The 22,391-nt window shown below is 71.5% G+C and carries 24 protein-coding genes; 10 read left to right on the plus strand and 14 right to left on the minus strand.

The window, feature by feature from the left end:
* Positions 1–647: 647 nt before the first annotated feature.
* Positions 648–1,916, plus strand: coding sequence for a group II intron reverse transcriptase/maturase (gene ltrA, locus FRADC12_RS25380; RefSeq protein ID WP_232303511.1), 1,269 nt, complete (start codon positions 648–650; stop codon positions 1,914–1,916).
* A 349-nt stretch (positions 1,917–2,265) separates the two neighbouring features.
* Here ltrA and FRADC12_RS25385 read toward each other — a convergent pair whose 3' ends face one another.
* Both FRADC12_RS25385 and FRADC12_RS25390 read right to left on the minus strand, forming a co-directional pair.
* Entirely contained in the window at positions 2,266–2,715 is a 450-nt protein-coding gene (locus FRADC12_RS25385; RefSeq protein ID WP_052711160.1) for a nitroreductase/quinone reductase family protein, read from the minus strand.
* A gap of 239 nt (positions 2,716–2,954) precedes the next feature.
* On the minus strand, positions 2,955–3,995 hold the full coding sequence (locus FRADC12_RS25390) for an LLM class F420-dependent oxidoreductase (RefSeq protein ID WP_045878509.1): 1,041 nt from the start codon (positions 3,993–3,995) through the stop codon (positions 2,955–2,957).
* Between the two features lie 348 nt (positions 3,996–4,343).
* Between FRADC12_RS25390 and FRADC12_RS25395 the strand changes: the two genes are divergently transcribed.
* From FRADC12_RS25395 to FRADC12_RS31775, 3 genes are read left to right on the plus strand one after another with little or no spacing between them, the layout of a single operon-like run.
* On the plus strand, positions 4,344–4,706 hold the full coding sequence (locus FRADC12_RS25395; RefSeq protein ID WP_157489033.1) for a hypothetical protein: 363 nt from the start codon (positions 4,344–4,346) through the stop codon (positions 4,704–4,706).
* 14 nt (positions 4,707–4,720) lie between these two features.
* Positions 4,721–5,095, plus strand: a complete 375-nt coding sequence (locus FRADC12_RS31770) for a hypothetical protein (protein ID WP_157489034.1) — start codon at positions 4,721–4,723, stop codon at positions 5,093–5,095.
* Positions 5,096–5,154: 59 nt separating this feature from the next.
* Positions 5,155–5,553, plus strand: coding sequence for a hypothetical protein (locus FRADC12_RS31775; protein WP_198153038.1), 399 nt, complete (start codon positions 5,155–5,157; stop codon positions 5,551–5,553).
* Between the two features lie 18 nt (positions 5,554–5,571).
* On the opposite strand, the gene FRADC12_RS25405 is transcribed toward FRADC12_RS31775, so the two are convergent.
* Positions 5,572–6,087 (minus strand): GNAT family N-acetyltransferase, encoded by a 516-nt coding sequence (locus tag FRADC12_RS25405; RefSeq protein ID WP_045878512.1) that lies wholly within the window; start codon positions 6,085–6,087, stop codon positions 5,572–5,574.
* Positions 6,088–6,348: 261 nt separating this feature from the next.
* On the opposite strand from FRADC12_RS25405, the gene FRADC12_RS25410 reads away from it, so the two are divergent.
* Positions 6,349–7,356 (plus strand): hypothetical protein, encoded by a 1,008-nt coding sequence (locus FRADC12_RS25410; protein ID WP_045878513.1) that lies wholly within the window; start codon positions 6,349–6,351, stop codon positions 7,354–7,356.
* Here FRADC12_RS25410 and FRADC12_RS25415 read toward each other — a convergent pair.
* The 4 genes from FRADC12_RS25415 to FRADC12_RS25430 form a co-directional block, all read right to left on the minus strand.
* Positions 7,304–7,933, minus strand: a complete 630-nt coding sequence (locus FRADC12_RS25415) for a LysE family translocator (protein WP_045878514.1) — start codon at positions 7,931–7,933, stop codon at positions 7,304–7,306. The two genes, FRADC12_RS25410 and FRADC12_RS25415, sit on opposite strands and share 53 nt — an antisense overlap.
* Positions 7,934–8,007: 74 nt before the next feature.
* A complete protein-coding gene (locus tag FRADC12_RS25420; protein ID WP_084011180.1) occupies positions 8,008–8,667 on the minus strand; it encodes a TIGR03086 family metal-binding protein in 660 nt (219 codons plus the stop codon).
* Between the two features lies 1 nt (position 8,668).
* A complete protein-coding gene (locus FRADC12_RS25425; protein WP_045878515.1) occupies positions 8,669–9,151 on the minus strand; it encodes an SRPBCC family protein in 483 nt (160 codons plus the stop codon).
* Entirely contained in the window at positions 9,151–9,549 is a 399-nt protein-coding gene (locus FRADC12_RS25430) for an ArsR/SmtB family transcription factor (RefSeq protein WP_045880220.1), read from the minus strand. The genes FRADC12_RS25425 and FRADC12_RS25430 overlap by 1 nt, the downstream gene beginning before the upstream one ends.
* A gap of 530 nt (positions 9,550–10,079) precedes the next feature.
* Between FRADC12_RS25430 and FRADC12_RS25435 the strand changes: the two genes are divergently transcribed.
* Positions 10,080–10,826 (plus strand): CoA transferase subunit A, encoded by a 747-nt coding sequence (locus FRADC12_RS25435; RefSeq protein WP_045878516.1) that lies wholly within the window; start codon positions 10,080–10,082, stop codon positions 10,824–10,826.
* Entirely contained in the window at positions 10,823–11,464 is a 642-nt protein-coding gene (locus FRADC12_RS25440) for a 3-oxoacid CoA-transferase subunit B (RefSeq protein ID WP_045878517.1), read from the plus strand. The genes FRADC12_RS25435 and FRADC12_RS25440 overlap by 4 nt, the downstream gene beginning before the upstream one ends.
* Before the next feature lie 506 nt (positions 11,465–11,970).
* On the opposite strand, the gene FRADC12_RS28755 is transcribed toward FRADC12_RS25440, so the two are convergent.
* The 3 genes from FRADC12_RS28755 to FRADC12_RS25455 all read right to left on the minus strand — a co-directional run bounded on the left by FRADC12_RS28755 (position 11,971) and on the right by FRADC12_RS25455 (position 15,835).
* Positions 11,971–14,043, minus strand: a complete 2,073-nt coding sequence (locus FRADC12_RS28755; protein WP_052711161.1) for a serine/threonine-protein kinase — start codon at positions 14,041–14,043, stop codon at positions 11,971–11,973.
* Between the two features lie 114 nt (positions 14,044–14,157).
* Entirely contained in the window at positions 14,158–14,793 is a 636-nt protein-coding gene (locus tag FRADC12_RS25450; RefSeq protein ID WP_045878518.1) for a response regulator, read from the minus strand.
* Between the two features lie 406 nt (positions 14,794–15,199).
* Positions 15,200–15,835, minus strand: a complete 636-nt coding sequence (locus FRADC12_RS25455) for an FMN-dependent NADH-azoreductase (RefSeq protein WP_045878519.1) — start codon at positions 15,833–15,835, stop codon at positions 15,200–15,202.
* A 155-nt stretch (positions 15,836–15,990) separates the two neighbouring features.
* On the opposite strand from FRADC12_RS25455, the gene FRADC12_RS25460 reads away from it, so the two are divergent.
* A complete protein-coding gene (locus FRADC12_RS25460; RefSeq protein WP_045878520.1) occupies positions 15,991–16,584 on the plus strand; it encodes a MarR family winged helix-turn-helix transcriptional regulator in 594 nt (197 codons plus the stop codon).
* Positions 16,585–16,739: 155 nt separating this feature from the next.
* Here FRADC12_RS25460 and FRADC12_RS25465 read toward each other — a convergent pair whose 3' ends face one another.
* Both FRADC12_RS25465 and FRADC12_RS25470 read right to left on the minus strand, forming a co-directional pair.
* Complete coding sequence (locus tag FRADC12_RS25465; protein ID WP_045878521.1) at positions 16,740–17,633, minus strand: hypothetical protein; 894 nt, start codon at positions 17,631–17,633, stop codon at positions 16,740–16,742.
* A 394-nt stretch (positions 17,634–18,027) separates the two neighbouring features.
* Positions 18,028–19,695, minus strand: a complete 1,668-nt coding sequence (locus FRADC12_RS25470; RefSeq protein WP_045878522.1) for an ABC-F family ATP-binding cassette domain-containing protein — start codon at positions 19,693–19,695, stop codon at positions 18,028–18,030.
* Between the two features lie 223 nt (positions 19,696–19,918).
* On the opposite strand from FRADC12_RS25470, the gene FRADC12_RS28760 reads away from it, so the two are divergent.
* Complete coding sequence (locus FRADC12_RS28760; RefSeq protein WP_084011181.1) at positions 19,919–20,680, plus strand: DUF4232 domain-containing protein; 762 nt, start codon at positions 19,919–19,921, stop codon at positions 20,678–20,680.
* Positions 20,681–20,756: 76 nt separating this feature from the next.
* On the opposite strand, the gene FRADC12_RS33525 is transcribed toward FRADC12_RS28760, so the two are convergent.
* Positions 20,757–21,089 (minus strand): hypothetical protein, encoded by a 333-nt coding sequence (locus FRADC12_RS33525; RefSeq protein ID WP_052711163.1) that lies wholly within the window; start codon positions 21,087–21,089, stop codon positions 20,757–20,759.
* A gap of 37 nt (positions 21,090–21,126) precedes the next feature.
* The gene (locus FRADC12_RS33530; protein ID WP_052711164.1) at positions 21,127–21,483 is read right to left on the minus strand and encodes a type 1 periplasmic-binding domain-containing protein; all 357 of its coding nucleotides are present in this window, start codon (positions 21,481–21,483) and stop codon (positions 21,127–21,129) included.
* 205 nt (positions 21,484–21,688) lie between these two features.
* On the opposite strand from FRADC12_RS33530, the gene FRADC12_RS25485 reads away from it, so the two are divergent.
* Positions 21,689–22,366 carry a uracil-DNA glycosylase gene (locus FRADC12_RS25485; protein WP_045878523.1) on the plus strand — a complete coding sequence of 226 codons (678 nt, stop codon included), beginning with the start codon at positions 21,689–21,691 and terminating at the stop codon, positions 22,364–22,366.
* Positions 22,367–22,391: the final 25 nt, after the last annotated feature.

Genomic DNA, 22,391 nt, shown 5'->3' on the forward strand with positions numbered 1-22,391 from the left:
CCGAGCTGCCCGGTCTCCTACCACCACCTTCATGCCAGTGATCGCCGTCTTGTTGCGCCACGAACTCGAAGGGAGACGCCGATCTGAGGTAGACGGTGATCTTTTGGAGGGGTGCTGCACGGGAGATGGAGGTTGGCCCTCCGTGATCGCCATGCGGGTGGTGGTCACAAACCGCCGTCAGCGGCGTCAGCCGAACAGCTGGGGTCGTGAGCGTGACGGAAAAGGCGCGGCGGTGATCGTGTCAGGTGTGGGCCGGGAAGGCGAGCGCGAGCGAACCACCGTTGAAGTGTCGAAAAGATGTGGATGGCGTCAGAACCGGGGCAGTGAAACGGCTTCGGGATGAGTCTGGGGGTTACCCGTCTACTGCCCAGACGGCGTCCGGCATGCAGGTGGCGCGAGCCCGGTCCGGGCTTCCGTGTGGAACGTGGGAACTTTCCGTATGCCACGTCTCGCGTCGAGTATGGCGTGGGTGAGGGAGAACTCCAAGCGGCGGAATCCGTGAGGACAGAGTACCGAAGGTGGAAACGGAAGGGGCGGACCGCCTCGTAGTAGCGCGGAGACTCCTGTAATGGGGGTGGAGCGAAGGGGGCGGGCTGTCCGGTGACAATGTGTCGGTCAACCGTTGGATGCGGGAGGAGCCGGTCGGCGTGTCACAGCCGAAACCGTTTGACATTGACAAGCGGCTGTTCGTGGAGGCTTTTGGGAGAGTCCGGGCCAACAAGGGTGCGGCGGGAGTCGACGGGACGTCGATCGCCACGTTCGAGAGCAGGCTTAAAGACAACCTGTACAAGACGTGGAATCGGATGTCGTCGGGTACCTACTTCCCGTCGCCGTTGCGTGAGGTGGTGATACCGAAGCCGGAGGGTGGCTCGCGCGTGTTGGCGGTGCCGACCGTGGCGGATCGGGTCGCGCAGACGGTGGCCGTGCTGGTCCTGGACCCGCGAGTGGAGCCGATGTTCCATCGGGACTCCTACGGGTACCGGCCAGGGCGCTCGCCGCTGGACGCGGTCGCGGCCGCACGTACGCGGTGCTGGAAGAACGACTGGGTCATCGACCTGGATATTCGGGCGTTCTTCGACAGCGTGCCGTGGGATAAGCTGATGGCGGCGGTGCACCGGCACCTCGACTGGGATACCCGATGGGTCGGGCTGTATGTGGAGCGCTGGCTGAGGGCTCCCCTGGTCCGAGCGGACGGGACCCGGGAAGAACGGACACGGGGATGCCCGCAGGGGTCGCCTGTGTCACCATTGCTGGCTAACATCTATCTTCACTATGCGTTCGACACCTGGATGATCCGGGAATTTCCGGGTGTCCTGTTCGAGCGGTTCAGTGACGATGTGGTCGTGCACTGCACCAGCGAGCAGCAGGCTCGCAGGGTGCTGGCGGATATACGCGGCCGGCTGGCGGAATGTGGCTTGGAACTGAACGAGTCCAAGACCCAGGTCGTTTACTGCGCGGACGACGGACGGAGGAAACCCTGGGACGGGCCGACGGGCTTCGACTTCCTTGGGTACACGTTCCATGCCCGGACGGTTCGCCGCCGGGACGGGGCACTGTTCGTCGGTTTCACTCCCGCGATCAGCGACAGGAATGCCAAACGGCTACGCCGCCAGATACGCCGGTGGAGGTTGCATCGGCGCACGGCCGGGACTCTCCAGGACCTGGCAGCGAGAATCAATCCGCTGATCAGGGGTTGGATCAACTACTACGGTGCGTTTACACCGTCTCGGTTGGCTCCGACCCTCCGCCTGATCGACGCCTACCTGGCGCGATGGCTGCAACGCAAATACAGGCGGTTCCGACGGCGGTGGCGCCGGTCGCTACGGTTCCTCGCGGAGGTACGTCGCCGCGACCCGGGACTGTTCGCGCACTGGCAGCAACCGCTGGCGGTCGGTAGGACAGCACGAGCCGGATGAGTCGAGAGGCTCACGTCCGGATCTGTGGGGGCCGGCGGGTGAGACTCCCGCCGGCTACCCGGCGCCCTCGGGTGGTTGTGGAAGCGCGTTTTCACAGCCACCCGGACCCTGCTGGCTGATTCGGGAGAGCCTCGGGTGATCTAGAAGAGGCGCCCAGACATACGCCACATAACGGACGCCGGAACGATTGCTCGCCCCCTGATCGGCGGCCAGTCCCGGCCGAGTCGTAGCTGCGTGTAATTGGCCAGCAGGATCCACCCGAGGGCCAAAACGGCGATCATGGGCGCGCAGGTGGTGCTGTTCGGCGCTGGCCGGCCGGCCGGAACCTGCGGTCGGGCTGCGCCCAGGGTCAGCGGGACGCGCCTTCGATGACGACGAGGGGGATCTCGCGCTCGACCTGGCTCTGCATGTCACGCATCCGCTGGTTGAAGGCGGCGAGGGCCGTCAGCAGCCGCTCCCGCTCGGCGCCTTCAGCGGTCGAGGCCACGGCGGTGTAGCGGTCGACGGCGCCGTTCGCGCCGGGCAGCTCCACGGTCACGACGGGGTTCGCGGCCAGGTTGAGGTACCAGTCGGGGTGCGTCGGCGCGGCGTTGTTGGCCGCCCAGAGCACGATCCGGCCCGGCCCGTCCTCGAAGAACGCCAGCGGCGTGGTCCGTTCGGCGCCGGTCCTGGCGCCGACGGTGGTCAGCAGGACCAGTCGCGAGCCCTTGAGCATTCCCTCGGTGAGCTGGCCGCCGGACGCCCTGAACTGTTCGACGACCTCGCGGTTGAACGCCCGCATGTCACTGGGCATCGTCATCGCGCGCTCCTGGCTCTCGTCGCTCGGACCGTTGCCAGGCTACCCGCGGTGGATCAAGGCGTGGCCCGACGCGGCGTGGCGCGCACGCGACACCGGCCTCGCCGCCCGCCCTCGTAGATCCCCCATGATCGCCGTCTCGGCCCTGAAATGGTCGTCCGACCGGCCGGATCGCAACCACCTCAGGGCGAAAACGGCGATCAAGTGCCAGCAGAGCCACGACAGCCGTGCGGGCAGCGCGCTTAGCTGATCCAGCCGCGGATCTGCTCGACCAGCGCGACGCGGGCGCGGTGGTTTGGGGCGAGCGGGGTGACGTTGAGCGTCGTCGCGCCCGCCTCGGCATACTCGGCGAGCTTCTCGCGGACCTGCCCCTCGGAGCCGACGAGCGCGGTGGCCCGCAGCAGGTCGGCGGGGACGGCGGCTTCGGCTTCCTTCTTCTTCCCATCGAGGTATAGGTCCTGGATGAGAGCTGCTTCCTTCTCATAGCCATAGCGCTGGGCGAGGCTGTTGTAGAAGTTCTTGCCCTTGGCGCCCATGCCGCCGACATAGAGCGCGAACATCGGGCGCATCAGGTCCAGCCAGCTCTCGGCGCCGTCGCCGATCGCCAGCGGCGCCTGCACGACGACGTCGAGCTCGCCGAGCTCCGGGTCGCGCTTCGCCCTCCCGGCCGCGAGCGACGCGCCCCAGACGTCGGCGGCCCGGCCCGGGTGGAAGAAGAACGGCTGCCAGCCCTCCGCCTTCTCGGCGGCCAGCTCGACGTTCTTCGGCCCGATCGCGGCGATGAAGATCGGGATGTGGGCCCGGACGGGGTGGTTGATGAGCTTCAGCGGCTTGCCCAGCCCGGTGCCCTGCTCGGGCGGCAGCGGCAGCGTGTAGTGCTTGCCCTGATACTCGAGCCGGTCCCGGCGCCAGACCGCCCGACAGATGTCGATGATCTCCCGGGTCCGGCCCAGCGGCGCGTCGTAGGGGACGCCGTGGAACCCTTCGATCACCTGCGGCCCGGACGCGCCGAGCCCGAGGGTGAACCGGCCGCCGGAGACGTAGTCCAGGCCGGCGGCCGTCATCGCGGTCAGCGTCGGGGTCCGGGTGTAGATCGGCAGGATGCCGGCGGCGAGCTCGATCCGCGCGGTCCGGGCGGCCAGGAAGCCGAGCTGGCTGACGGCGTCGAACGAGTACGCCTCGGCCACGAAGACGATGTCCAGCCCGGCCTTCTCATAGTCCGCGAGCTCCTCGACCGCCTCGGCGAACCCACCGCCGTACGACAGCTGCATCCCGATCCGCACCTGGCCGCGCCTCCCTGCCCAGCTCGGCGCCATGCTCTGCCGCGGACGGCGGCGGCACAGCGATACGAAGCGTCAGCCTAGGCTGATCACCCCCCACCACGCGAGATGATCGGCCCGCATGCGTCATCTGACTGACCTGCGCGGAACTGACTTGCGGTCTCAGAGCCAGACCGAGTCATGCGCCATGGTCGGGAAACCGCCCGACCTGGCGGCCACCAGGTATGAGCTCGACCTGCCGGAGAGGAATCCGGGGCGTCCCGGCGGCGGTATGTGGGGTCGGCCGGGAATAAGGTACTGTCGACTTCGACACTGCCCCACCCGAACCTGGAGATCGGTAGGGTGCGGGCCGTGCCGCTGCCCGAGTCGTTGACCGCCCGGATGCGTGAGGACCTGTTCTGGGCCGAGGTGCTGGACGAGAAGGTCGGCCAGGAGCTGAGCTTCGCCGTCGCCGTCGCCGTCGCCGTCGCCGTCGCCGTCGCCGTCGGCGTCGGCGGTGACTACTGGATCGGTACGGACATTCTGCTGGGCGCCCGGCTCCAGTCGCTGGCCATCTACGGGCCGGGGTTGGTCACGGGCGACACGATCGGGTATCTGGATGAGGCGCATCCCATGCCGGACACGCTCCGGTGGGAGGAGCTGGAGCTGGTCTGCCGGGCCGCCGCGCTCGCAACGGTGTGGTCCTTCGCGCGTTGGAGGCACCTACGGAGCTAGCGGAGACCGCCTGGGTGCTTGAGGTCCTCAGTGCCGCGACGCAGGGATCGATCATCGAGCGCTGGTTCGGCGCGAGCCCGATGCGCCATCTGCGCAGATGGGACCTGAAACTCCGACTGGTCGCCGCCGACTGGGGGTTGCTGCAGAAACCGGGCATCTGGATCAGAATCCACCTGAAGGACCTCGTGCCCGCCGAGGTACCGACCTCCGGCCTGGCCGGTTCTGGTGGGCCTTATCCCGATGGGCGGCACGAACTGACGCTGTACTTGTGGTACGCGACGATTTCCCGGCGGCCTTGGCCGCCATCCGCGAGGTCATCGCCCGAGATGTTCCCGACGGTATGGTCGCGACGCTGTGGAACGGCGACGAGGAAATCGGCCTCTCTCTGATGAGCCGTCTTTCGAGAATGACTGAGGTGCGCTGGGCTGCGGCAAGAGGACCCGCGGCGATGGGGCTCGTGCTGCTGGCGGGTATCGCGGGCCTGGCCGGGTGCGCGAAGGTCGGGGGGAGCGGGTGCGAGGCGGATCATCCCGTCGTGGCACCGAGGTCGGTCAAGGTCGGTAACGTGCTCACAGTCGCGAGCCTGAGCCATCCGTGCGCCCGGGCGACGGCCCCGGGCGGCACGCACCGGCTCGTCCTGCGCCAGGTCGGCAAGGCGGACGTCGATCTCGGAGCGGTCCCCAGCCGGCCGGGCGGCACCTACGTCACCCAGGTCCCGCATCCTGCGGCTGTGCGGCCTGGCCTCGCCTTCATCTCCGTGACCGGGACGCTGCCGGTGCCGTGCGACGACTGCGGTGCTGCTTCCTGCGCCGGCTACGTCACCAAGGTCAACCTTGCGGCGGCATAGTCCGCTCTCGCCGGGCCGTCACGAGAGAGTGTGGACGTCGCGGCGGTAGTAGCGCAGGCCGTCAGCCTCGCGGACGAAATCGAAGCCGTTCTTGGTCAGCACTCGTTGTGAGGCGAGGTTGTCCGTTTCCGTGTCGGCGAGCATGGCGCGAACGCCCTGATGGGACTGGCAGAGTTCCACGAGGCGGCCGACGGCCTCGGTCGCGTACCCACGCCCCCGCGCGGCGGGCACGAGCCCATATCCGAGCATGACCTGGCCGTCGTCGTCGGGCGGCCCGAAGAACCCGATGGTCCCGACCGCGACGGAATCCAGGTCGACTCGGTAGTTGCCAAACGGCGCCGGGTCGACGCCCGATGAGGCGGGGTGCAGAAAGCCGCGGACGCCGTCGCGGTCGTCATCCCGCGGAAAACCGTCGGCCCACCGGTCCCGGTCATTGGGAGTCTCGTCGACGATGCGCCTGCTCTCCTCGACCGTAAGCGGGTGCAGGCACAGCCGCGGCGTCAGAAGGTCGGTCGTGCGCTGAACCGTCGTCACCGGGCGAGCATATTGGCGATCGCCAGGCCACAGCCGATGGTCACCGAGTCCGCCCCGCAGTCCTGGCGGACGCCGCCGACGTGCGCCGGAGGGGCACCCGGCGGCGAACCGTGCGGCTGAGCCACTCGCCGTCGCCGGGCCAGTGAGCGGCATCGCCCAGGTGTCGTGGCCTCCTGCCGACCCTCTGAGCTCCCGACGTTCGAGGTCACGTCCCACTTGGCAGTGGCTGACCGTTTCGGCTGCGGGCGAGGACAGGACGGCATGACGGCTGGCGCGACACCGACCGACGAGACACCTCCGGCCGCGGGGACGGTGGAGCCCGGCGGCGGCCGGCCCGACCCGTCGCCGACCGCCGCGGTTTCCGCCGACCTGCCCGCCTCCCGCGATGCCATCGCGGCCGGCGAGGTGCCGGCGCCGTCCTTCGGTGACGCCCCGGCCGGCGCGCCACCGGGCGAGCACCCGTGGCCGGTGCCCGAAGGCCAAACTGCCGCGCTGCCGCCACCTGCCACCGTGGCCTGGGCCGTCCCGGAGAGCGTGCCCGCCGCCCTGCCCCCCGCCGCGCCGGCAACCCCGGGGCAACCGTGGTCGGTGCCCGCGCCTGGACTCGGCCAGACGGCGGTGCCGGGCCGGCCGGTGGGGACCGAGGCGCCTGATCGAGGCGGCGCGCCGGCTCGTTGTCCGTGGCTGGTCGGGCTGGCCGTCGGTGTGGTCCTCGTGCTCGTGGCCGCCGCGGTGGTCCTCGGCGTCAGCCTGCGCGCCGACGGGGGCAGCTCGGGTGACGTGTCCGCCGCGCTGCCATCCCCGGCGCGGACGACAACGCCGGCCCCGCCCTCGCCCAGTCCCACCCGGGCCTACGCTCCGGTGCCCACCGGGGGCCCCGGCCCCGCCTACTCAGGCGCGATGCTTTCGCTGGACGGGATCCAGCCCGAGCACGTGTCGGTGAGCCGGGACGGCGTTCTCTACGTCTCCGGGTACTCCTTCAACCGGTCCACCGTCTACCGGATCGACCCGGACGGCAGCGTCACACCGATCGTCGGCGACGAGAAGCGGCGCGGTCTACGTCGTGGACGGCGGGAACGAGCAGGTGCGCCGGATCGCCCCCGACAGCACCATCACCACCGTCGTCAGGTCCACCGGGTAAGCACGTGCCACCGCGCGAGACCGGTTGCCTCTGTCCACGCCGAGCAGAGCGACGAGCGCGTCAGCTACGAGCGGCTCAGGGCTCGACGGCGAGGCGGAGACCGAAGCCGATCAGCACGAGCCCGGTGACACGGTCGACCCAGCGGCGGACCGGCCCGTCGGACAGCCAGCGCGTCACCGGCCCGGACAGGGCCAGCAGCGCGACGTAGTAGCCGGCCGTCAGCACGACGAAGATCCCGCCGAGCAGCAGCGAGGTCGCCGCGACCGGGGCGTGGGCGGGGATGAACCCCGGCAGGAACGTCATGAAGAAGACGCCGACCTTCGGGTTCAGCAGGTCCGTCAGCAGCCCGGATGTGAACCCGGTCCCCACCAGGCCGCCACGCCGTCCGCGCGCGGGCTCGCTGTCGCCGGCCTGGCCTTTGTGGGGACGGGCGCGCAGGGTCACGAAACCCATCCAGCCCAGGTAGAGCGCGCCCGCGACCCGCAGCCCGAGGTAGGCGTCATGGCTCGCGGTGAGCAGGGCCGAGAGACCCAGCGCCGCCGCGACGACCCACACGACCAGCCCGGTCATCACACCGAGCGACGCCCGTACCGCGGCCCGGCGCCCGCCCGTCATCAGGTTGCGCACCACGATGAGCGTGTCCGGCCCCGGCAGCAGCACGATGAGCACCGAGGCGACGGTGAACGCGGCGACGTCGACGAGCACCGGAAAAGCGTACGAGGCCCTGACGCACGGAACTACCGGATTTCAGGGCCTCGCGGCGCGGTGCCCGGTCACGCTCACGCCTGGGGCGCGAACGACGGATCGCGGCCGATGAAGGCGACGAGGCGGGTCTGCGCGTCGGAACCGGCCGGGACCTCGACACGCGGGCCGTACTGACCGGAGTCCCGGAGCAGGCCCTCGATCGGTTCCATCCCGGCCAACAGCGCCGCGCACAGGTCGGGGTCGAGGCTGTCGTCCTGGCCGGTAGCGCGGGCGAGATCCCAGGTGTGCATGAAGATGTCGACCGTGTAGAACTGGTCGACCGCGGGGGCGAGCGGGTGCTCGCCGACCATCGGATGACGCAGCTTCCGGGCCGCGGTCGCCGGATCGTCCAGCAATGCCTGGACCGCGTCGGCGTGCACCTGCCAGGCGGCGACCGGGTCCTCGTCGACCGAGGGGCCGTGGGCCAGCTCGATGCCGGTCCCAGCTGCCAGGAAGCTGGGGAACCACTCGCACAGGTGGCGTACGACGTCCCGCGCCGTCCACTGCGGAACCGGCGTCGGAGCGTCCCAGTTCTTGGTGCCGAGAACACGCTCGGTGAAGCCCGCCGCGACCGCGCGGTGGCGTTCGGCCGGCCGGTCCGCCAGCGCCGCGAGCGAGCCGCTGGCGTCCTGTGGCTGACCGGTCCGGTTCGCGTCCTCGCGCTGGTCCGGTGCGGTGGATCGTCCTTCCGTCATGTCAGGCGTCCATGGCGCGCAGGAGGGCGTCCAGCTTGAGGTAGCCCTGTTCGACCCCGGTCTCCATGCCGCTGTTCAGGAACGCGTCACGGCTCTCGAAACTGTCGACCAGCGACTGGGCGTGCAGGCGGGTGCGGCCGTCGCCGAGGTCCTCGAACCACATCGTCTCGAGCGCCACCTGGTTCGGCGCACCCTCGTAGGTGAAGGTCTGGATCAGGCGCGCGGGGCCGACCTCGTGGAACGACCCGTGGAAGGCGTGCTCGACGCCGACCCGGGCGCCGACGTAACGCCAGCTTCCGCCGGTGCGCGCGTCCCAGTAGTCGATCGTGGTCTCGAAGCCGTCCGGGCCGACCCACTGGGTGAACAGAGCGGGGTCCGTATGAGCGCGCACGAGCTGCGCGGGTGTCGCGTGGAAGTCGCGGGTCATCCGGATGAGCGGCACGTTCGGGTCCGCTTCGACCGTGACCGTCTTGGTGGTGGCCATCAGGCTGTCTCCCTGTTCAGTGGTCCGTCATCGTGGCTGGGCTTGGTGATGGTGCTTGGTGCGGCGGTCTGGTCCCCGGTGGCCTCGGTCAGGGCGGCGAGGACGGCGTCCAGGCGCTGGTAGCGCCGCTCGGCCTCGCGCCGGTAGCGCTCCAGCCACGCGGTCGCCAGGTCGAAGACCTGGGCCTCCAGGTGCACCGGGCTGCGGTGCGTCGCCCCCGCCCGGCTGACGAGCCCGGCCTGCTCCAGCACCTTCAGATGCTTGGAGACCGCCTGTACCGACACCTCGTAGGGCGCCGCCAGCTCGCCGACCGTCGCGTCACCGTCGGTGAGCCGGGCGACCAGATCCCGCCGGGTCGGGTCGGCCAGCGCCGCGAACACCCGGGAAAGCTGGTCCACCGCCACCTCCTCAACCACTCGGTTGAGAAGACGTTCCGGCAATCCGGCGCCGATGTCAACCGTCTGGTTGAGGTTGCTCGCGCAGCCAGCCCGACCTCACCCCCACACCCAGCACCTCCCGACTGGCCAAGGTTCCCCTGCGCAGCCAGTGATCAAGGCGGTCTCGGGCCCCACCGGGACGCCTTGATCGCTCGTTGCGCAGGCAAGACGGCGCTCAATACCCCCATTTGTCGGCTTTTTGCCTGCGCAATTCTCGATCAAGGTGTAGCCGCTTGCCCAGCCAGCCGAATGATCGGCGTCTGCGTAGGCAAGTCGGCGCCCGGTTCGGCCGGGACGGCGGGACGGGGAGGCTGCGGTGGAAGTGGGGCTGGCCTCGCGGGGGCCGGGCTGCCGGTTTGAGAGTGGGTCTCTCCGTTGACGAGAGGGGACGTGGCAGTCTTGGGGGCGGCCGTACCGGACACGCTGGACGTACTGGTTAGTCGCCATTAACCTGACGCGGTTGGTGGGACGAGGTGGGAGGCGGGTGAGCGGTGGACAAGGTGGTGGCGACCGCGGCCGACGCGGTGGCGGACATCGGCGACGGGGCGTCGCTCGCGGTCGGCGGCTTCGGCCTGTGCGGCATCCCGAGTGAGCTGATCGACGCGCTGCACGAGGCCGGGGTGACCGGGCTGAGGACGGTGTCGAACAACTGCGGCGTCGACGGCTGGGGCCTGGGCGTGCTGCTGCGAGCCGGCAAGATCGCGCGGACGACCGGCTCGTACGTCGGGGAGAACAAGGAGTTCGAGCGGCAGTTCCTCGCCGGTGAGCTGGAGGTCGAGCTCGTCCCGCAGGGGACGCTCGCCGAGCGGCTGCGGGCTGGTGGCGCCGGCATCCCCGCGTTCTACACGCCCGCTGGTGTCGGCACCCAGATCGCTGAGGGCGGCCTGCCGCTGCGTTACGACGGCAAGGGCGGTGTCGCGCTCGCCTCCGAGCCGAAGGAGACCCGGGCCTTCGACGGCGTCGACTACGTGCTGGAGCGGGCCATCGTCACGGACTTCGCCCTGGTGCATGCCTGGAAGGGCGACCGGCACGGCAATCTCGTCTACCGGGAGAGCGCGGCGAACTTCAACCCGCTGTGCGCCGCCGCGGGGAAGATCACCATTGCCGAGGTCGAGGAGCTCGTCGAGCCTGGCGAGCTCGATCCCGCGGAGATCCACACCCCGGGGATCTTCGTCCAGCGGGTCGTGCACGCGCCGGACGTCGTGAAGCGCATCGAGAAGAGGACGGTGTCGGCGTGACTCTCTCGCGCACGGAGCTGGCAGCCCGGGTCGCCCAGGAGCTCCAGGACGGCCAGTACATCAACCTCGGGATCGGCCTGCCGACCCTCGTGCCGAACTACCTGCCCGAGGGCGTGCACGTCGTCCTGCACTCGGAGAACGGTGTGCTCGGCGTCGGCCCCTACCCGACCGAGGACAAGGTCGACCCGGACCTGATCAACGCCGGCAAGGAGACCGTCACGGTCCTGCCCGGCGCGTCGTTCTTCGACTCGTCGGCGTCGTTCTCGATGATCCGCGGCGGGCACGTTGACGTCGCCGTCCTCGGCGCGATGCAGGTCTCCGCGACCGGTGACCTGGCCAACTGGATGATCCCCGGCAAGATGGTCAAGGGCATGGGCGGCGCGATGGACCTCGTCCACGGCGCCCGCAAGGTCATCGTGATGATGGAGCACACTGCCAAGGACGGCAGCCACAAGCTGGTCGACACCTGCACTTTGCCGCTGACCGGCAAGTCCTGCGTCCACCGCGTCATCACCGACCTGGCCGTGCTCGACGTCGTCCCCGGCGCCGGCTTCGTCCTACGCGAACTTTCCCCCGGCATCACCGTCGACGAGGTCCGCAAGGCCACCGGCCCCGAACTGACGGTCGCGCTGGACTGAAGATTCTCGGGGAGGCGTCGAAGCGGCCCGCGAGGTCCCGCCCGTGATCTGGCGCACCCCGCCCGAGCTCGTCGAACCTGCCACCTCGTCTACGCCGATTCCCCTACCCAGCCGGCGATCATCGGCGGCGTTCCCGAGTCGCTTCGTGCGGTGATCGCGAACTGGGTAGGGGAAACAATCGTCCTGCGCCCGAATCGCACCTTTTGTTCCTGCGCAGTTCGCGATCAGGGCCGGCCTGGCGGCTGGGAACGGCTGGAGATCGGCGTCTGGGCAGGGAATTGGTTGGTGGTGGGCTGGTTCAGGACCCTCCGGCGGGTTGGTCGGGTGTCGGCGCGGGCTCCGCGGTGGGCGGGTGTCGGGGCGAGAACTGAGGCCCGCCGGCGGCGGAGCTGGGCGCTCGACCGGCGCCGGGCGCATTGGTTCAGCCGGAGCAGCACCCTACGGAGCTGGCGATCGGCCGGAGCGACGCGCACGGCACTGCAGGCTGCCCGGCGCCGGGCTGCTGCTCAGCCAGCGGTAGGGGTGGGGGAGGAGCTGGCGGCCTCGATGGGGACGCGGGCCTTGGGGCCGGCGCCGATCGTGTTGCGGGCCTCGATGTAGACGGTCACTCCGGGCGGGCAGTCGGCTCCGTCGGCGGTGGTGCAGGTCAGGACGAAGGCCGGCGAGGTGCTGGTGGTGACCGACGTGCCCGCCCCGTTCCCCGTCACGGCGATCCGGTAGTCGACCTGGCTGTCGCCGCCGAGGTCGGTGGGCGGGTCCCAGGTCAGCCGGCGGCTTCCGGCCCCGGAGATGGTCTGGACCACGTTACGCACCGGACCCGGAGCGACGCAGCCGACGGCGTCGACGGGCGCCGATGGGGTCGATCCGTCGGGGCCTACGGCGGTCACCGTGAACGAACGGCTGGAACAGTCGGGAACCTTGACGGCGACGGTGGTCCGCCCGGCGGGGACGGTCCTGGTCGCCAGGCCGGTGGCGGCGATCTGGTAGCTGGTGACGGACCCGCCGTCGGGCTGCGTGATCGTCAGCGACACGGCCCCGGACTGAGCCGTCGCCCGCACGCCGGGCTGCGCCGGGGCGCCGGCGGACGGCGAGCCGGTGACGGTCGGCGACTGCGTGGGCGGCGACGTGGGGCTCGCCGAGGCGGACGGACGAGGCCCGCCGCCGGTCGACGCGTCGGCGGGCGCGCTCGCTGACACCTCGGGAGTGAGCCCGAGCGTCGGCGCGTAGTCGGCCCCGGTGTCGCTCGCGCCGTCGCCGTCGCCGTGGCCCGCCGCCGACCGCAGCGCGGCCGCGATACCCGTGCCGACGAGCACCAGGACCACGGCGACGGCGACCAGCAGCATGAGCCCGCGCCGCGACGGGCCCGACCGGCGGCGGCCCGGCCCGCCCGGCGGCAGCGCCCGGTTCGGCGGTGCCGCGGAACCTGCCCACGAGGTCGAAACAGCGTCCGCCCACGGTCCTGAGCCGGACACCCGGGACTGCCTCCAGTCCCGGGTGTCCGGCGCGAGGCGGTCGCGGGTGGCCGGCAGGTCGGTCCTGGTCTCGGCCACAGCGTCGTCGGCGAGGAACCGGTTGAGCACGGTGGGCTGCGCGCCGTCGTCGAGCCCGCCGGGCACCTGGGTGGTCAGGTTGCGGTCCCAGCCCGGCGACAGGCTCCACGTGGGCACGGACTCGTGGGTCCGGGTGCCCGACGCCGACGGGTCCGGGACGCCCAGCCGCGGCAGCGCGGGCAGGCCGGACAACGTCGGTTCCAGCGCCGCCAGCGTCGCGATGGCCTGGGTCGCGGTGGGACGGTCCCCGGGCAGCTTGGCGAGCATCGCGGCGAGCAGGTCCCAGAGCTGGTCGGGCAGGTCCGCGGGCCGCGCGGGGGTCTCATTGACGTGGCGGAGCAGCACGGCGATCGCAGGGCCGCCGACGAACGGCGGCTGGCCCGCGAGCAGCTCGTAGAACAGGCACCCGGCGGAGTAGATGTCGACGGCAGGGGTGGTCGGCTGGGCGCTGGCCAGCTCGGGGGCCAGGTACGACGGCGTTCCCAGAACTCCGGTGCCGGTTGTCAGCGACGGGCCTTCCAGCTGGCGGGCGATGCCGAAGTCGGTGAGAACCGCGTCGTCGCCGTCGAGCAGCACATTCTCCGGCTTGACGTCGCGGTGCACGACGCCGGCCTCGTGCGCCCGGCGCAGCGCGATCAGCACCTGGCTGGTGAGCCGGGCCGCGTCGGTCGGGGTGAGGGTGCCGCGGCGGCGCAGCAGGCGGCGCAGGTCACCGTCCGGAAGGTAGTCCATGACGATTCCGACGCGGTCGTCCTGGGCGATGAGGTGCCGGATCCGGATGACGTGACGGTCGGCGAGCCGGGCGACGACCGAGCATTCCCGCAGCAGCCGGGCGACCACCTGCGCGTCGTCGGCCAGCTCCTGGCGCAGCAGCTTCACGGCGACCAGCTCGCCGTTCGGGCCGACCGCGCGGCGGACCTCGCCGGTCGCGCCGCGGCCGAGCACCTCACCGATGCGCAGGTCGCCGAGCGTGAAACGGTCCTCGGCGGTCACGCCGCCGATGCCCGTGCCCGTCCAACCGCCGTCCATCGGTTCCGCTCCCCTTGTGTCAACCCCGCGATCCTCGCATGGCCCGATCGGGGCCAGGAGAACCGGTCGTCCGGGGCCGCCGCCGGGTGACGGGCCCGGCTCGGAGGCGGGAGGCTACTTCTCGACCCGGGCGGCGAACACCGCGGCCTGGGTCCGGCTGGTCAGCTCCAGCTTGACCAGGATCGAGGAGACGTAGTTCTTGACCGTCTTCTCGGACAGGTGGATCCGGCTGGCGATCTGCCGGTTCGTCAGGCCCTCGGCGACCAGGTGCAGGATCTCCCGCTCGCGGGTGCCGAGCGCGGCGAGCTTCGGGTCCTGCGCCGGGCCCTCCCGCAGCCGGGTGAGGACGCGCTGGGTGACGGCCGGGTCGAGCAGCGAGCGGCCCGCGGCGATCGTGCGGATCGCGCCGATCAGGTCGGTGCCCTTGATCTGCTTGAGCAGGTAGCCGGCCGCGCCGGCCATGATCGCGGAGAACAGCGCGTCGTCGTCGTCATACGACGTCAGGATCAGGCAGCCGATCTCCGGATGCGCGGAGCGGATGTCCCGGCAGACGTCGATGCCGCTGCCGTCCTCCAGCCGAGCGTCGAGCACGGCGACGTTCGGCGCGGCGGCCGGCAGCCGCCGCAGCGCCTCGGCGGCTGTCGACGCCTCGCCGACCACCTGGATGTCGCCGGTGTCCTCGAGCATCTCGCGGATGCCACGACGCACGATCTCGTGGTCATCCAGCAGGAACACCCGCACATCACTCATGATCCATACGATACCCGGTTCATCCAGCTCAGAGCGGCTCCTCGGGCCTGCTCCTGCCGTTCGGACCAGCCACGACGGGCTCCGGGACGGGACGATCGGCCCGGTCGATGGGCCCACCCTACGGGCCAAAATGACCGCCCTGGGCGGCCCGTCCGGCCCCTCGTTCCGACGGGCCGATGGGGAGGGGCGCCTCATCGGCCGCAGGTCGAGAGGTCATGGCCGCGACCGCACCATCGGCTGGTGGCCTGGCCTGGGCCGGTGCCTGACCTTCCGGTCGGCCGCCGAAGTAGCCGGGAAACGGACGCGCCCGCCGGCACGGTCCGCCGGCCCGGGTGGACCGGGCTGGCGGACGAGCGCCGACGGGCGCGTTCGTGCGCGCCGGACAAGGCGCGCTCGGCGTCGCCGCTCAGGCGCGGACGCGGGCCTTGACGGCGTCGGTGGCGGCCGCCCGCGAGCTGTGGAACAGGGGCTGGAACTCGGCCAGCGCCGGGTTGATGGTCGAGAGGGTCATGTGGACGTTGACGAACTCGACGTCCTCGGCGCCCAGCGCCTCGACGACGTGGGTCAGGTACGGCGTCACGTGGTCCCAGCCGTCCTTCGGGGTGCCCGGCCCGTAGGACCCGCCCTGCGAGGTCACGATCGTGACCTTCTTGCCGCCGAGCAGGCCCGGGTTCGTCGCGTCGGCGATGGTCAGGCCCGGGACCATGAGCTGGTCGATCCAGGACTTGAGCGTCGAGGGAATCGAGAAGTTGTACATCGGGGCGGTGAAGAGCACCTCGTCCGCGGCGGCGACCTCGCCGATGTAGGTCCCGCGGGCCTTGACGGCGTCGGCCTGCTCCGAGGTCCGCTGGTCCTCGGGGGTCATCCCGGCGGAGACGGCGGTCCAGTCCAGGTGGGCCGGCGGCTGCGACGCGAGGTCACGGTAGGTAACGGTGCCATCTGGGCTGCGTGCCTGCCACTCGGCGACGTACTCCCGTGCCACCGTGCGGGAGACGGAGTTGTCGCCGGCGAAGCTCGACTCGATGTGCAGCAGGTGGGCCATGGTGACTCTCCTCGTGGGGGAGGCTCTGGGCGCTCGCCGCTGTGCGGCTGGCCCAAGGTCGGTTATCGAACAGATCGTCTATTAGAGAGATTAGTTGCTGCGCCGCTCATCGTAAACACTGACGAACGGAAGTCATTCCGGGGTACCCTCGTGCGATGGCGCAGCTAACAGGAGCCGGGGCCGAGCCGGCCCTAAGTGACCCGTGCGCCCCCGAGCCCGCCTGCCCCTCCATCGAGGTCGACGCCCTGCTCACGGACGACATGGCCAAGGATCTGGGGTGGCTCGTCGGCCAGATCCAGCACGGCTACCTGGCCGCCGCGTCGGCGGCGGTCGACGCGGTGCCGGGCGGCCTGCGCGGGCTGTATGTGCTGGGCGCCTCGCTCTGCGGCCGGGCGCCCAACCAGATCGAGGTCGCCCGCCGGTTCGGGATCGACCGGACGGTCATGGTTCACCTCATCGACCAGATGGAGGACGCCGGCCTCGTCGAGCGCCGGCCCGACCCGGCCGACCGGCGGGCCCGCATGATCGTCGGCACCGACCGTGGCCGAACCGCCTACGACGAGGCCCAGGCCCGGCTGCGCCTCGTCGACGAGCACGTCCTGGCCCCGCTGGGCGAGGACGAGCGGGGCGCTTTCGCCGAGATGGCTCGCCGTGTCGTCGCGCACCTGGTCTCCATCGATCCCACCCAGACCGAGTCAGCCTGCCAGCGCGCCACCGGCGAGCTGGACAAGCACGCTCCGCTCGCCTGACTCTGGATCTCACGGTCGCCGGCCCGCGTTCACGGGCCGTTTCGCGCAACGACGATGCCGTTCCTCGATGGCCGGCGCGGTTTCGCCGCCCGACCGTCGTCAGGGCGGCTGGCCTGAGTCCACGGGGGTGCCGCGAGTTGTCCACCCCCGTGAACTCAGGCCTGGTCTGTGGCCGCCTCGGGCCGGGCGGTCTCGGCGGCCTGCTCCGGTCCGTCGGACGCGGGGCTGACCGCGAGGCGGACGAGGTCCTCCAGGCTCAGCCCGTCGTCGAGGTGGTCGAAACAGGCGACGAGCAGGGCCAGCGCCGCTGTGCCCAGCAGCGAGGTGCCCCGCTCGTGGTCGAAGACCCGGCCGTCGTCCTCGACCATCAGCCGCACCTGCATGCCCTCGGTGACGGCCGTCATGATGAAGTTGAGGTCCTTGATGGTCAGGCCGGCCCTGGGCTTCAGGCCGCGAGCCGCGGCGGCCTTCTCGTAGGAGTCCTGCCAGGCCTGGGTGCTGATCCGGTACATCTCCTGCACCGTCGAGCGCGCGATCTCGTCCCGGGCCGCCATCGCCGCGCCGATCAGCCACGTCCGCATCGCCGGGCTGTTCTGGCTGACGATCAGGTCCTGATAGGCGGCGTCATGGACGGCGCGCACGACGTCCTCGGCGTCGGCGAGGCGGTCGCGGGCCTCCGCGGTGCGGTCGGCGATCTCCTTCCAGTGCGCCCCGCGCAGGCTGTAGGACAGCACGTCCCGGATGAAGTCCGGCTGGTAGGGCCAGCGGTCGCGGAACGTGCCCTCGGAGCCGTGCAGCCGCTCACCGCTCCTGGTGACCTCGTCGATCACCGCGCGCTGGGACAGCCAGCGGAACAGGGGCCGATCCTCGGGGTCGGCCCCCTCGGCCGGGCCGAGCTGGGCGTCGATCAGCCGCCGCCCCGCCTCCAGGTACTCACGGGTCAGCTCGTCGTTGGCGAGCAGCTTGCGTCCGGCGTCGGTCTTGCGCCGGGCGGCACGCATGAGTCCGGACAGGACGGGGGACAGGTCCTCGTCGGGCGCTTCCGTCACGACCGCTCTCCTTGGGCGAGGGCGCGGCAATATCACAACGAGGCACAGCCTAACAACGTCTCGGCGGCCGATGACGCCACATCCTCGCATATCCGAGGACGGGAGTGGGAGCACGTCGCCGAAAGGACGCGGCCGTGAGCTGGCTCGGCCTTCCGGACTACGCAAGGCTTAGCCCCGACAACGGGGCGCGGGGAACCCGCCTCGTGGTCGTGGGCGCTGGGGGGTGTCCACTCAGGGAGAGCCGCCGGGGCCAGCGACTCAGACCTTCTACGGGGGGGATGGTCTGAGCCGCTGCCTCGGTGGTTCGAAACGCTCACACTCATGATCCCCGCCGGCTCCTGGCGCCCGGCGGGGATCAGCCGTTTCTGCGGGTGTCTGCCCAGCGGGCGCGGGCCTACAGGGTCGACTCGGTGACCTCGCCGGCCTCGACGTGCAGGCGGCGGGTGACGCGGACGGCGTCGAGCATCCGGCGGTCGTGGCTGACCAGCAGCAGCGTACCCGGGTAGGTCTCGAGCGCGGACTCCAGCTGCTCGATCGCCGGCAGGTCGAGATGGTTCGTCGGCTCGTCGAGCACAAGGCAGTTCACCCCGACGGCCTGCAGCAGAGCGAGCCCCGCCCGGGTCCGCTCGCCAGGGGACAGCGCGCCGGCCGGCCGGGTCATCTGGTCGGCACCCAGGCCGAACTTGGCGAACAGGGTGCGCACCTCGGCCATCACCCAGCCGGTGGCCGCCTCGGCGGCCGCGAGCGTCGTCTCCTCGCCGCGGAACCGGTCCCGCGCCTGGTCGACCTCGCCGACCCGCACACCCGAGCCGAGCGTCGCCGTCCCGGCGGCCAGCGGCACCCGGCCGAGCAGCGCGGCGAGCAGCGTCGACTTCCCACCGCCGTTCGGCCCGGTGATGACGACGCGGTCCGCCCAGGACACGGTCAGGTCGACCGGCCCGAGCCGGAAGCCGCCCGCCTCGTCAGCCGGGTCGGCCGGGTACTCGACGACGGCCCTGGCCAGGGTGGCGACGACGTCGCCGGACCGGGGGGCGGCGGCGATCGTCATCCGCAGCTGCCACTCCTTGCGCGGCTCGTCGACCTCCTCCAGCCGGTTCAGCCTGGTCTCCAGGCTGCGCACCCGGGACGCGCTCTTCGTCGCGGCCTCGATCTTGTAGCTGCGCACCGACCGGTCGTTGTCCGGGACCTTGCGCTTGGCCCGGATCGCGCCGCGCACCGACTGCTCGCGCTGGCGCTGCACCTGGGAGACCAGGCTGGACCGGGTGTCCGCGTAGTCCTCGTAGCGTTCGCGGGCGTGCCGGCGGTCGAGCTCCCGCGCCTCGAGGTAGGCCTCCCAGCCGCCCGCGTAGTGGGTGACGTCGCGGCGGTGCTGGTCGATCTCGGCGACGCTGTCGATCACTCGGTCGAGGAAGGCCCGGTCGTGGCTGACGACGACCAGCGCGCCGGAGATCCCGGTCACAAACCGTTCCAGCCGTTCGAGGCCGTCGAAGTCCAGGTCGTTCGTCGGCTCGTCGAGCAGCGTGATGTCGAAGCGAGACAGCAGTACCGCGGCGAGCGACCCGCGGGCGGCCTGGCCGCCGGACAGCGCGGTCGTCGGCGCGTCCAGCGCGTCCGCGGGCAGGCCCAGCTCGGCGCAGACCTGTTCCGCCCGCACGTCCAGGTCGGCGCCGCCGATCGCCAGCCAGCGTTCGAGCGCCGCCGCGTAGGCGTCGTCGGCGCCGGGCCGGCCCTCGGTGAGGGCCTCGGTGGCGTCGTCGAGCGCCGCCTGCGCCGCGGCGACGCCGGTGCGCCGCTCCAGGAACGCGCGCAGCGTCTCGCCGGGGCGGCGGTCCGGCTCCTGCGGCAGCAGGCCGACGTTGGCCGACGGCGGCGAGAGCTCGACCCGGCCGGCGTCGGGCACGGCCTGGCCGGCCAGCGCGCGCAGCAGCGTCGACTTGCCGACCCCGTTGGGGCCGACGACGCCGACGCGGTCGCCCGGCGCGACGGTGAGGTCGACTCCGTCGAGCACCACCTGCCCCCCGCGGACGACGGAAAGGCCGGAGGCGACGAGGGTGGCGGACACGATCCCATTCTGCTCGCCGCGGCGGCCCGTCCGGTGATCTGGACCGGACGGCTGCCGGAGGCCGTGTGCCGGGGCCGGGCGGTCGCGCCGTCGGCCGCGGGGCCGCTGACTGGCGGGTCACCTTGTCGCCTGCCCAAGACCGGGTGTCGTGCAGTCGTCGACCGAAGCGCGCAACACATACGGCGGCGCACCATCATGGACAACTAGCAGGGATGGAGCCGCGATGGACACGAAGAGCGGATGTCAGCAGGCCGTGGGCCGCGAGGCCGCCGGACGGGCGAGCATCGGATGTCCCGTGCCGCGGGCCGGCCGCCGGGTGTGGGCCGGGCGCCGTGCTGTGCGGGCCGCTGGCGGGCCGGTGGTGGGCGCGCTGCTGGCGTTGACGGTCGCCGCCTGCTCGGGATCCGACGTCGCCTCGGGCTCGACCGGCGCCACGACGCAGCCGCCGTCGGCGGGCGCGAGCGCGACGAGCGGCACCGTCGCGCCGACGACCGGCGCGGCCACGGCGACCGGCGCCCCCGCGGTCCGGACCTGCCCGTCGTCCTCTCTCGCGGCGAAGGTCCAGAGCGCCGAGGGCGCGGCCGGGACTGAGTACTACGAGATGGCGTTGACTAACACCGGCTCGACGCGCTGTGCCGTGGAGGGCTACCCCGGTGCCTCGCTGCTGGACGCGGCGGGCAACCAGCTCGGCGCTCCCGCCGACCGGGAGCCGGCCGGCCAGCCGCCGGGCGCCGCCGGCGCGAGTGGCGGGCGGATCGCGCTCGCGCCGGGTGGCCTGCTCGTCTTCACCGTACTGATCACCCAGCCCGGGGTGCTGCCGGGCTGCCTGACGCCCGACACCATGACCAAGGCGGCCACCATGCGCGTCTACCCGCCCGACAACACCGTCGCGCTGCTGGTTTCGCTCAACGGCACCGGAGGCCTGCTGGCCTGCGCCGCTCCGGCCGTCCACGAGCTAAAGGTCACCACCGTCGGCGCGGTCTGACCCCCGAACACGCGAACCGGCGCACGGCCTGGGCGCCGGGCGGGGCCGATGGGTCGCTCCCGCCCGGCGCGGCGGATCAGCTCGGGATCGCGGCGTTGCCGAGGACCTGGTAGGCGGCCGGCTGGCCCTTGTCGTTCAGCGTCGTCGTCAGCCCGCCGCGCAGGCACACCGCGGCGTTCGCCGGGTCGGCCTTGCCGTTGCAGCGGAACTTGATCCCATCGCCGCCGGGCAGCTCCGTCTCCTTCATCGACTTGACGGTCGCCGTGATGGTCTGCGGGTTGATGTCGCCGGTGATGCCTGCCAGCGACGCCTGGAAACCGACGGTGATGCTGATCATGATCATGGCGTCCTGGTTGCTGGTGTCGATGTCGCTGCCGTAGGTGTCAACGACCTTCTGGTAAAGCCGCATCGACGGGCTGTCCGGCCCACCGGCGCCTGGGCGGCGATCACATGCCCTTGAGCACGGAGCCCGCAACCGCCTTGCGGGTCGCGTCGGTGACGCACTGCGAGATGTCGCTGATCGTGCCGGTGAACCCGACGGAGCGCAGGCCGTTCATCGCGCTGCTGCAGAACGAGTCGTTGCCGATGATCAACACGCCGTCCGAGCCGTTGCGGACGACCTGCTGCATCTGCGGCGTCATGTCGGCGGTCCCCGGCGCCACCCGGGACAGCTCGTAGCCGATGCCGGCCGCCCTGAAGAGCCCCGGCGCGACGTCCTGCGCGGAGTGCAGCGCGGCCGGCACGTCGATGACGGCCGCGGTGACCTTCTTGAGGCCCTTGTCCTTGGCGACCTGGATCGGCATGTCGATGACCGAGAGGTCGGGTCGGCCAAGGTGAACGTCGTTGGGCTGGTCGAACGTGGCCGTTCGGCGTGGGAATCCGGATCCGCGGAGCGGCTCGTCAGCGCGGCCCGACGCGACGGTCGCGCCCTGTGGCCGGGGCCAGGACCGCTGCGTCGGACATCTGGCCTGGCGGGGCGCTCCGCCAGGAGCGGTAGGGTGATCAGCCATGTCACCGCGACCGTTGCCGGAACTGGTCGAACCCGGGTGGGCCGCGGCCCTGGAGCCCGTCGCCGCGCGGGTCGCCGCGATGGGAGAGTTCCTGCGCGCGGAGATCGCGGCCGGGCGGACGTACCTTCCGGCTGGGCCGAACGTGCTGCGGGCCTTCCAGCGGCCCTTCGACGAGGTGCGGGTGCTGATCGTCGGGCAGGACCCGTACCCGACGCCGGGCATGGCCATCGGTTTCAGCTTCGCGGTCGCGCCCGAGGTGCGCCGGCTGCCGGGCAGCCTCGTCAACATCTTCCAGGAGCTGCGCGCAGACGTCGGGGTGCCCGAGCCGGCGAACGGCGATCTCTCGGCCTGGACCCACCAGGGCGTGCTGCTGCTGAACAGGGCGCTGACGACGGCGCCCCGCCAGCCCGGCTCGCACCGCGGCAAGGGGTGGGAGGAGATCACCGAGCAGGCGATCCGGGCCCTCGCCGGGCGCGGCAAGCCGCTGGTGGCGATCCTCTGGGGCGCGGACGCGCGTGGCCTGCGCCCGTTCCTGGCGGACATCCCGACGATCGAGTCGGCCCACCCGTCACCCCGCTCAGCCGATCGGGGCTTCTTCGGCTCCCGCCCGTTCAGCCGGGCGAACGACCTCCTGCTGAGCCAGGGCGCCCAGCCGGTCGACTGGCGGCTGCCCTAGCGGCGAGACCCGCCATCTGACTGCT

This window comes from Pseudofrankia sp. DC12 (assembly GCF_000966285.1).
Classification (GTDB): domain Bacteria; phylum Actinomycetota; class Actinomycetes; order Frankiales; family Frankiaceae; genus Pseudofrankia.

What these genes read in the sequence shown, in the direction of transcription:
- FRADC12_RS25385 (WP_052711160.1), bottom strand. Translation starts at nt 2,715, where the DNA reads ATGACGATGCCCAGTGACATGCGGGCGTTCAACCGCGAGGTCGTCGAA.
- FRADC12_RS31775 (WP_198153038.1), top strand. Translation starts at nt 5,155, where the DNA reads ATGGGGCTCGTGCTGCTGGCGGGTATCGCGGGCCTGGCCGGGTGCGCG.
- FRADC12_RS25410 (WP_045878513.1), top strand. Translation starts at nt 6,349, where the DNA reads ATGACGGCTGGCGCGACACCGACCGACGAGACACCTCCGGCCGCGGGG.
- FRADC12_RS25420 (WP_084011180.1), bottom strand. Translation starts at nt 8,667, where the DNA reads ATGACGGAAGGACGATCCACCGCACCGGACCAGCGCGAGGACGCGAAC.
- FRADC12_RS25425 (WP_045878515.1), bottom strand. Translation starts at nt 9,151, where the DNA reads ATGGCCACCACCAAGACGGTCACGGTCGAAGCGGACCCGAACGTGCCG.
- FRADC12_RS28755 (WP_052711161.1), bottom strand. Translation starts at nt 14,043, where the DNA reads ATGGACGGCGGTTGGACGGGCACGGGCATCGGCGGCGTGACCGCCGAG.
- FRADC12_RS25450 (WP_045878518.1), bottom strand. Translation starts at nt 14,793, where the DNA reads ATGAGTGATGTGCGGGTGTTCCTGCTGGATGACCACGAGATCGTGCGT.
- FRADC12_RS25455 (WP_045878519.1), bottom strand. Translation starts at nt 15,835, where the DNA reads ATGGCCCACCTGCTGCACATCGAGTCGAGCTTCGCCGGCGACAACTCC.
- FRADC12_RS25460 (WP_045878520.1), top strand. Translation starts at nt 15,991, where the DNA reads ATGGCGCAGCTAACAGGAGCCGGGGCCGAGCCGGCCCTAAGTGACCCG.
- FRADC12_RS28760 (WP_084011181.1), top strand. Translation starts at nt 19,919, where the DNA reads ATGGACACGAAGAGCGGATGTCAGCAGGCCGTGGGCCGCGAGGCCGCC.
- FRADC12_RS33525 (WP_052711163.1), bottom strand. Translation starts at nt 21,089, where the DNA reads ATGCGGCTTTACCAGAAGGTCGTTGACACCTACGGCAGCGACATCGAC.
- FRADC12_RS33530 (WP_052711164.1), bottom strand. Translation starts at nt 21,483, where the DNA reads ATGCCGATCCAGGTCGCCAAGGACAAGGGCCTCAAGAAGGTCACCGCG.
- FRADC12_RS25485 (WP_045878523.1), top strand. Translation starts at nt 21,689, where the DNA reads ATGTCACCGCGACCGTTGCCGGAACTGGTCGAACCCGGGTGGGCCGCG.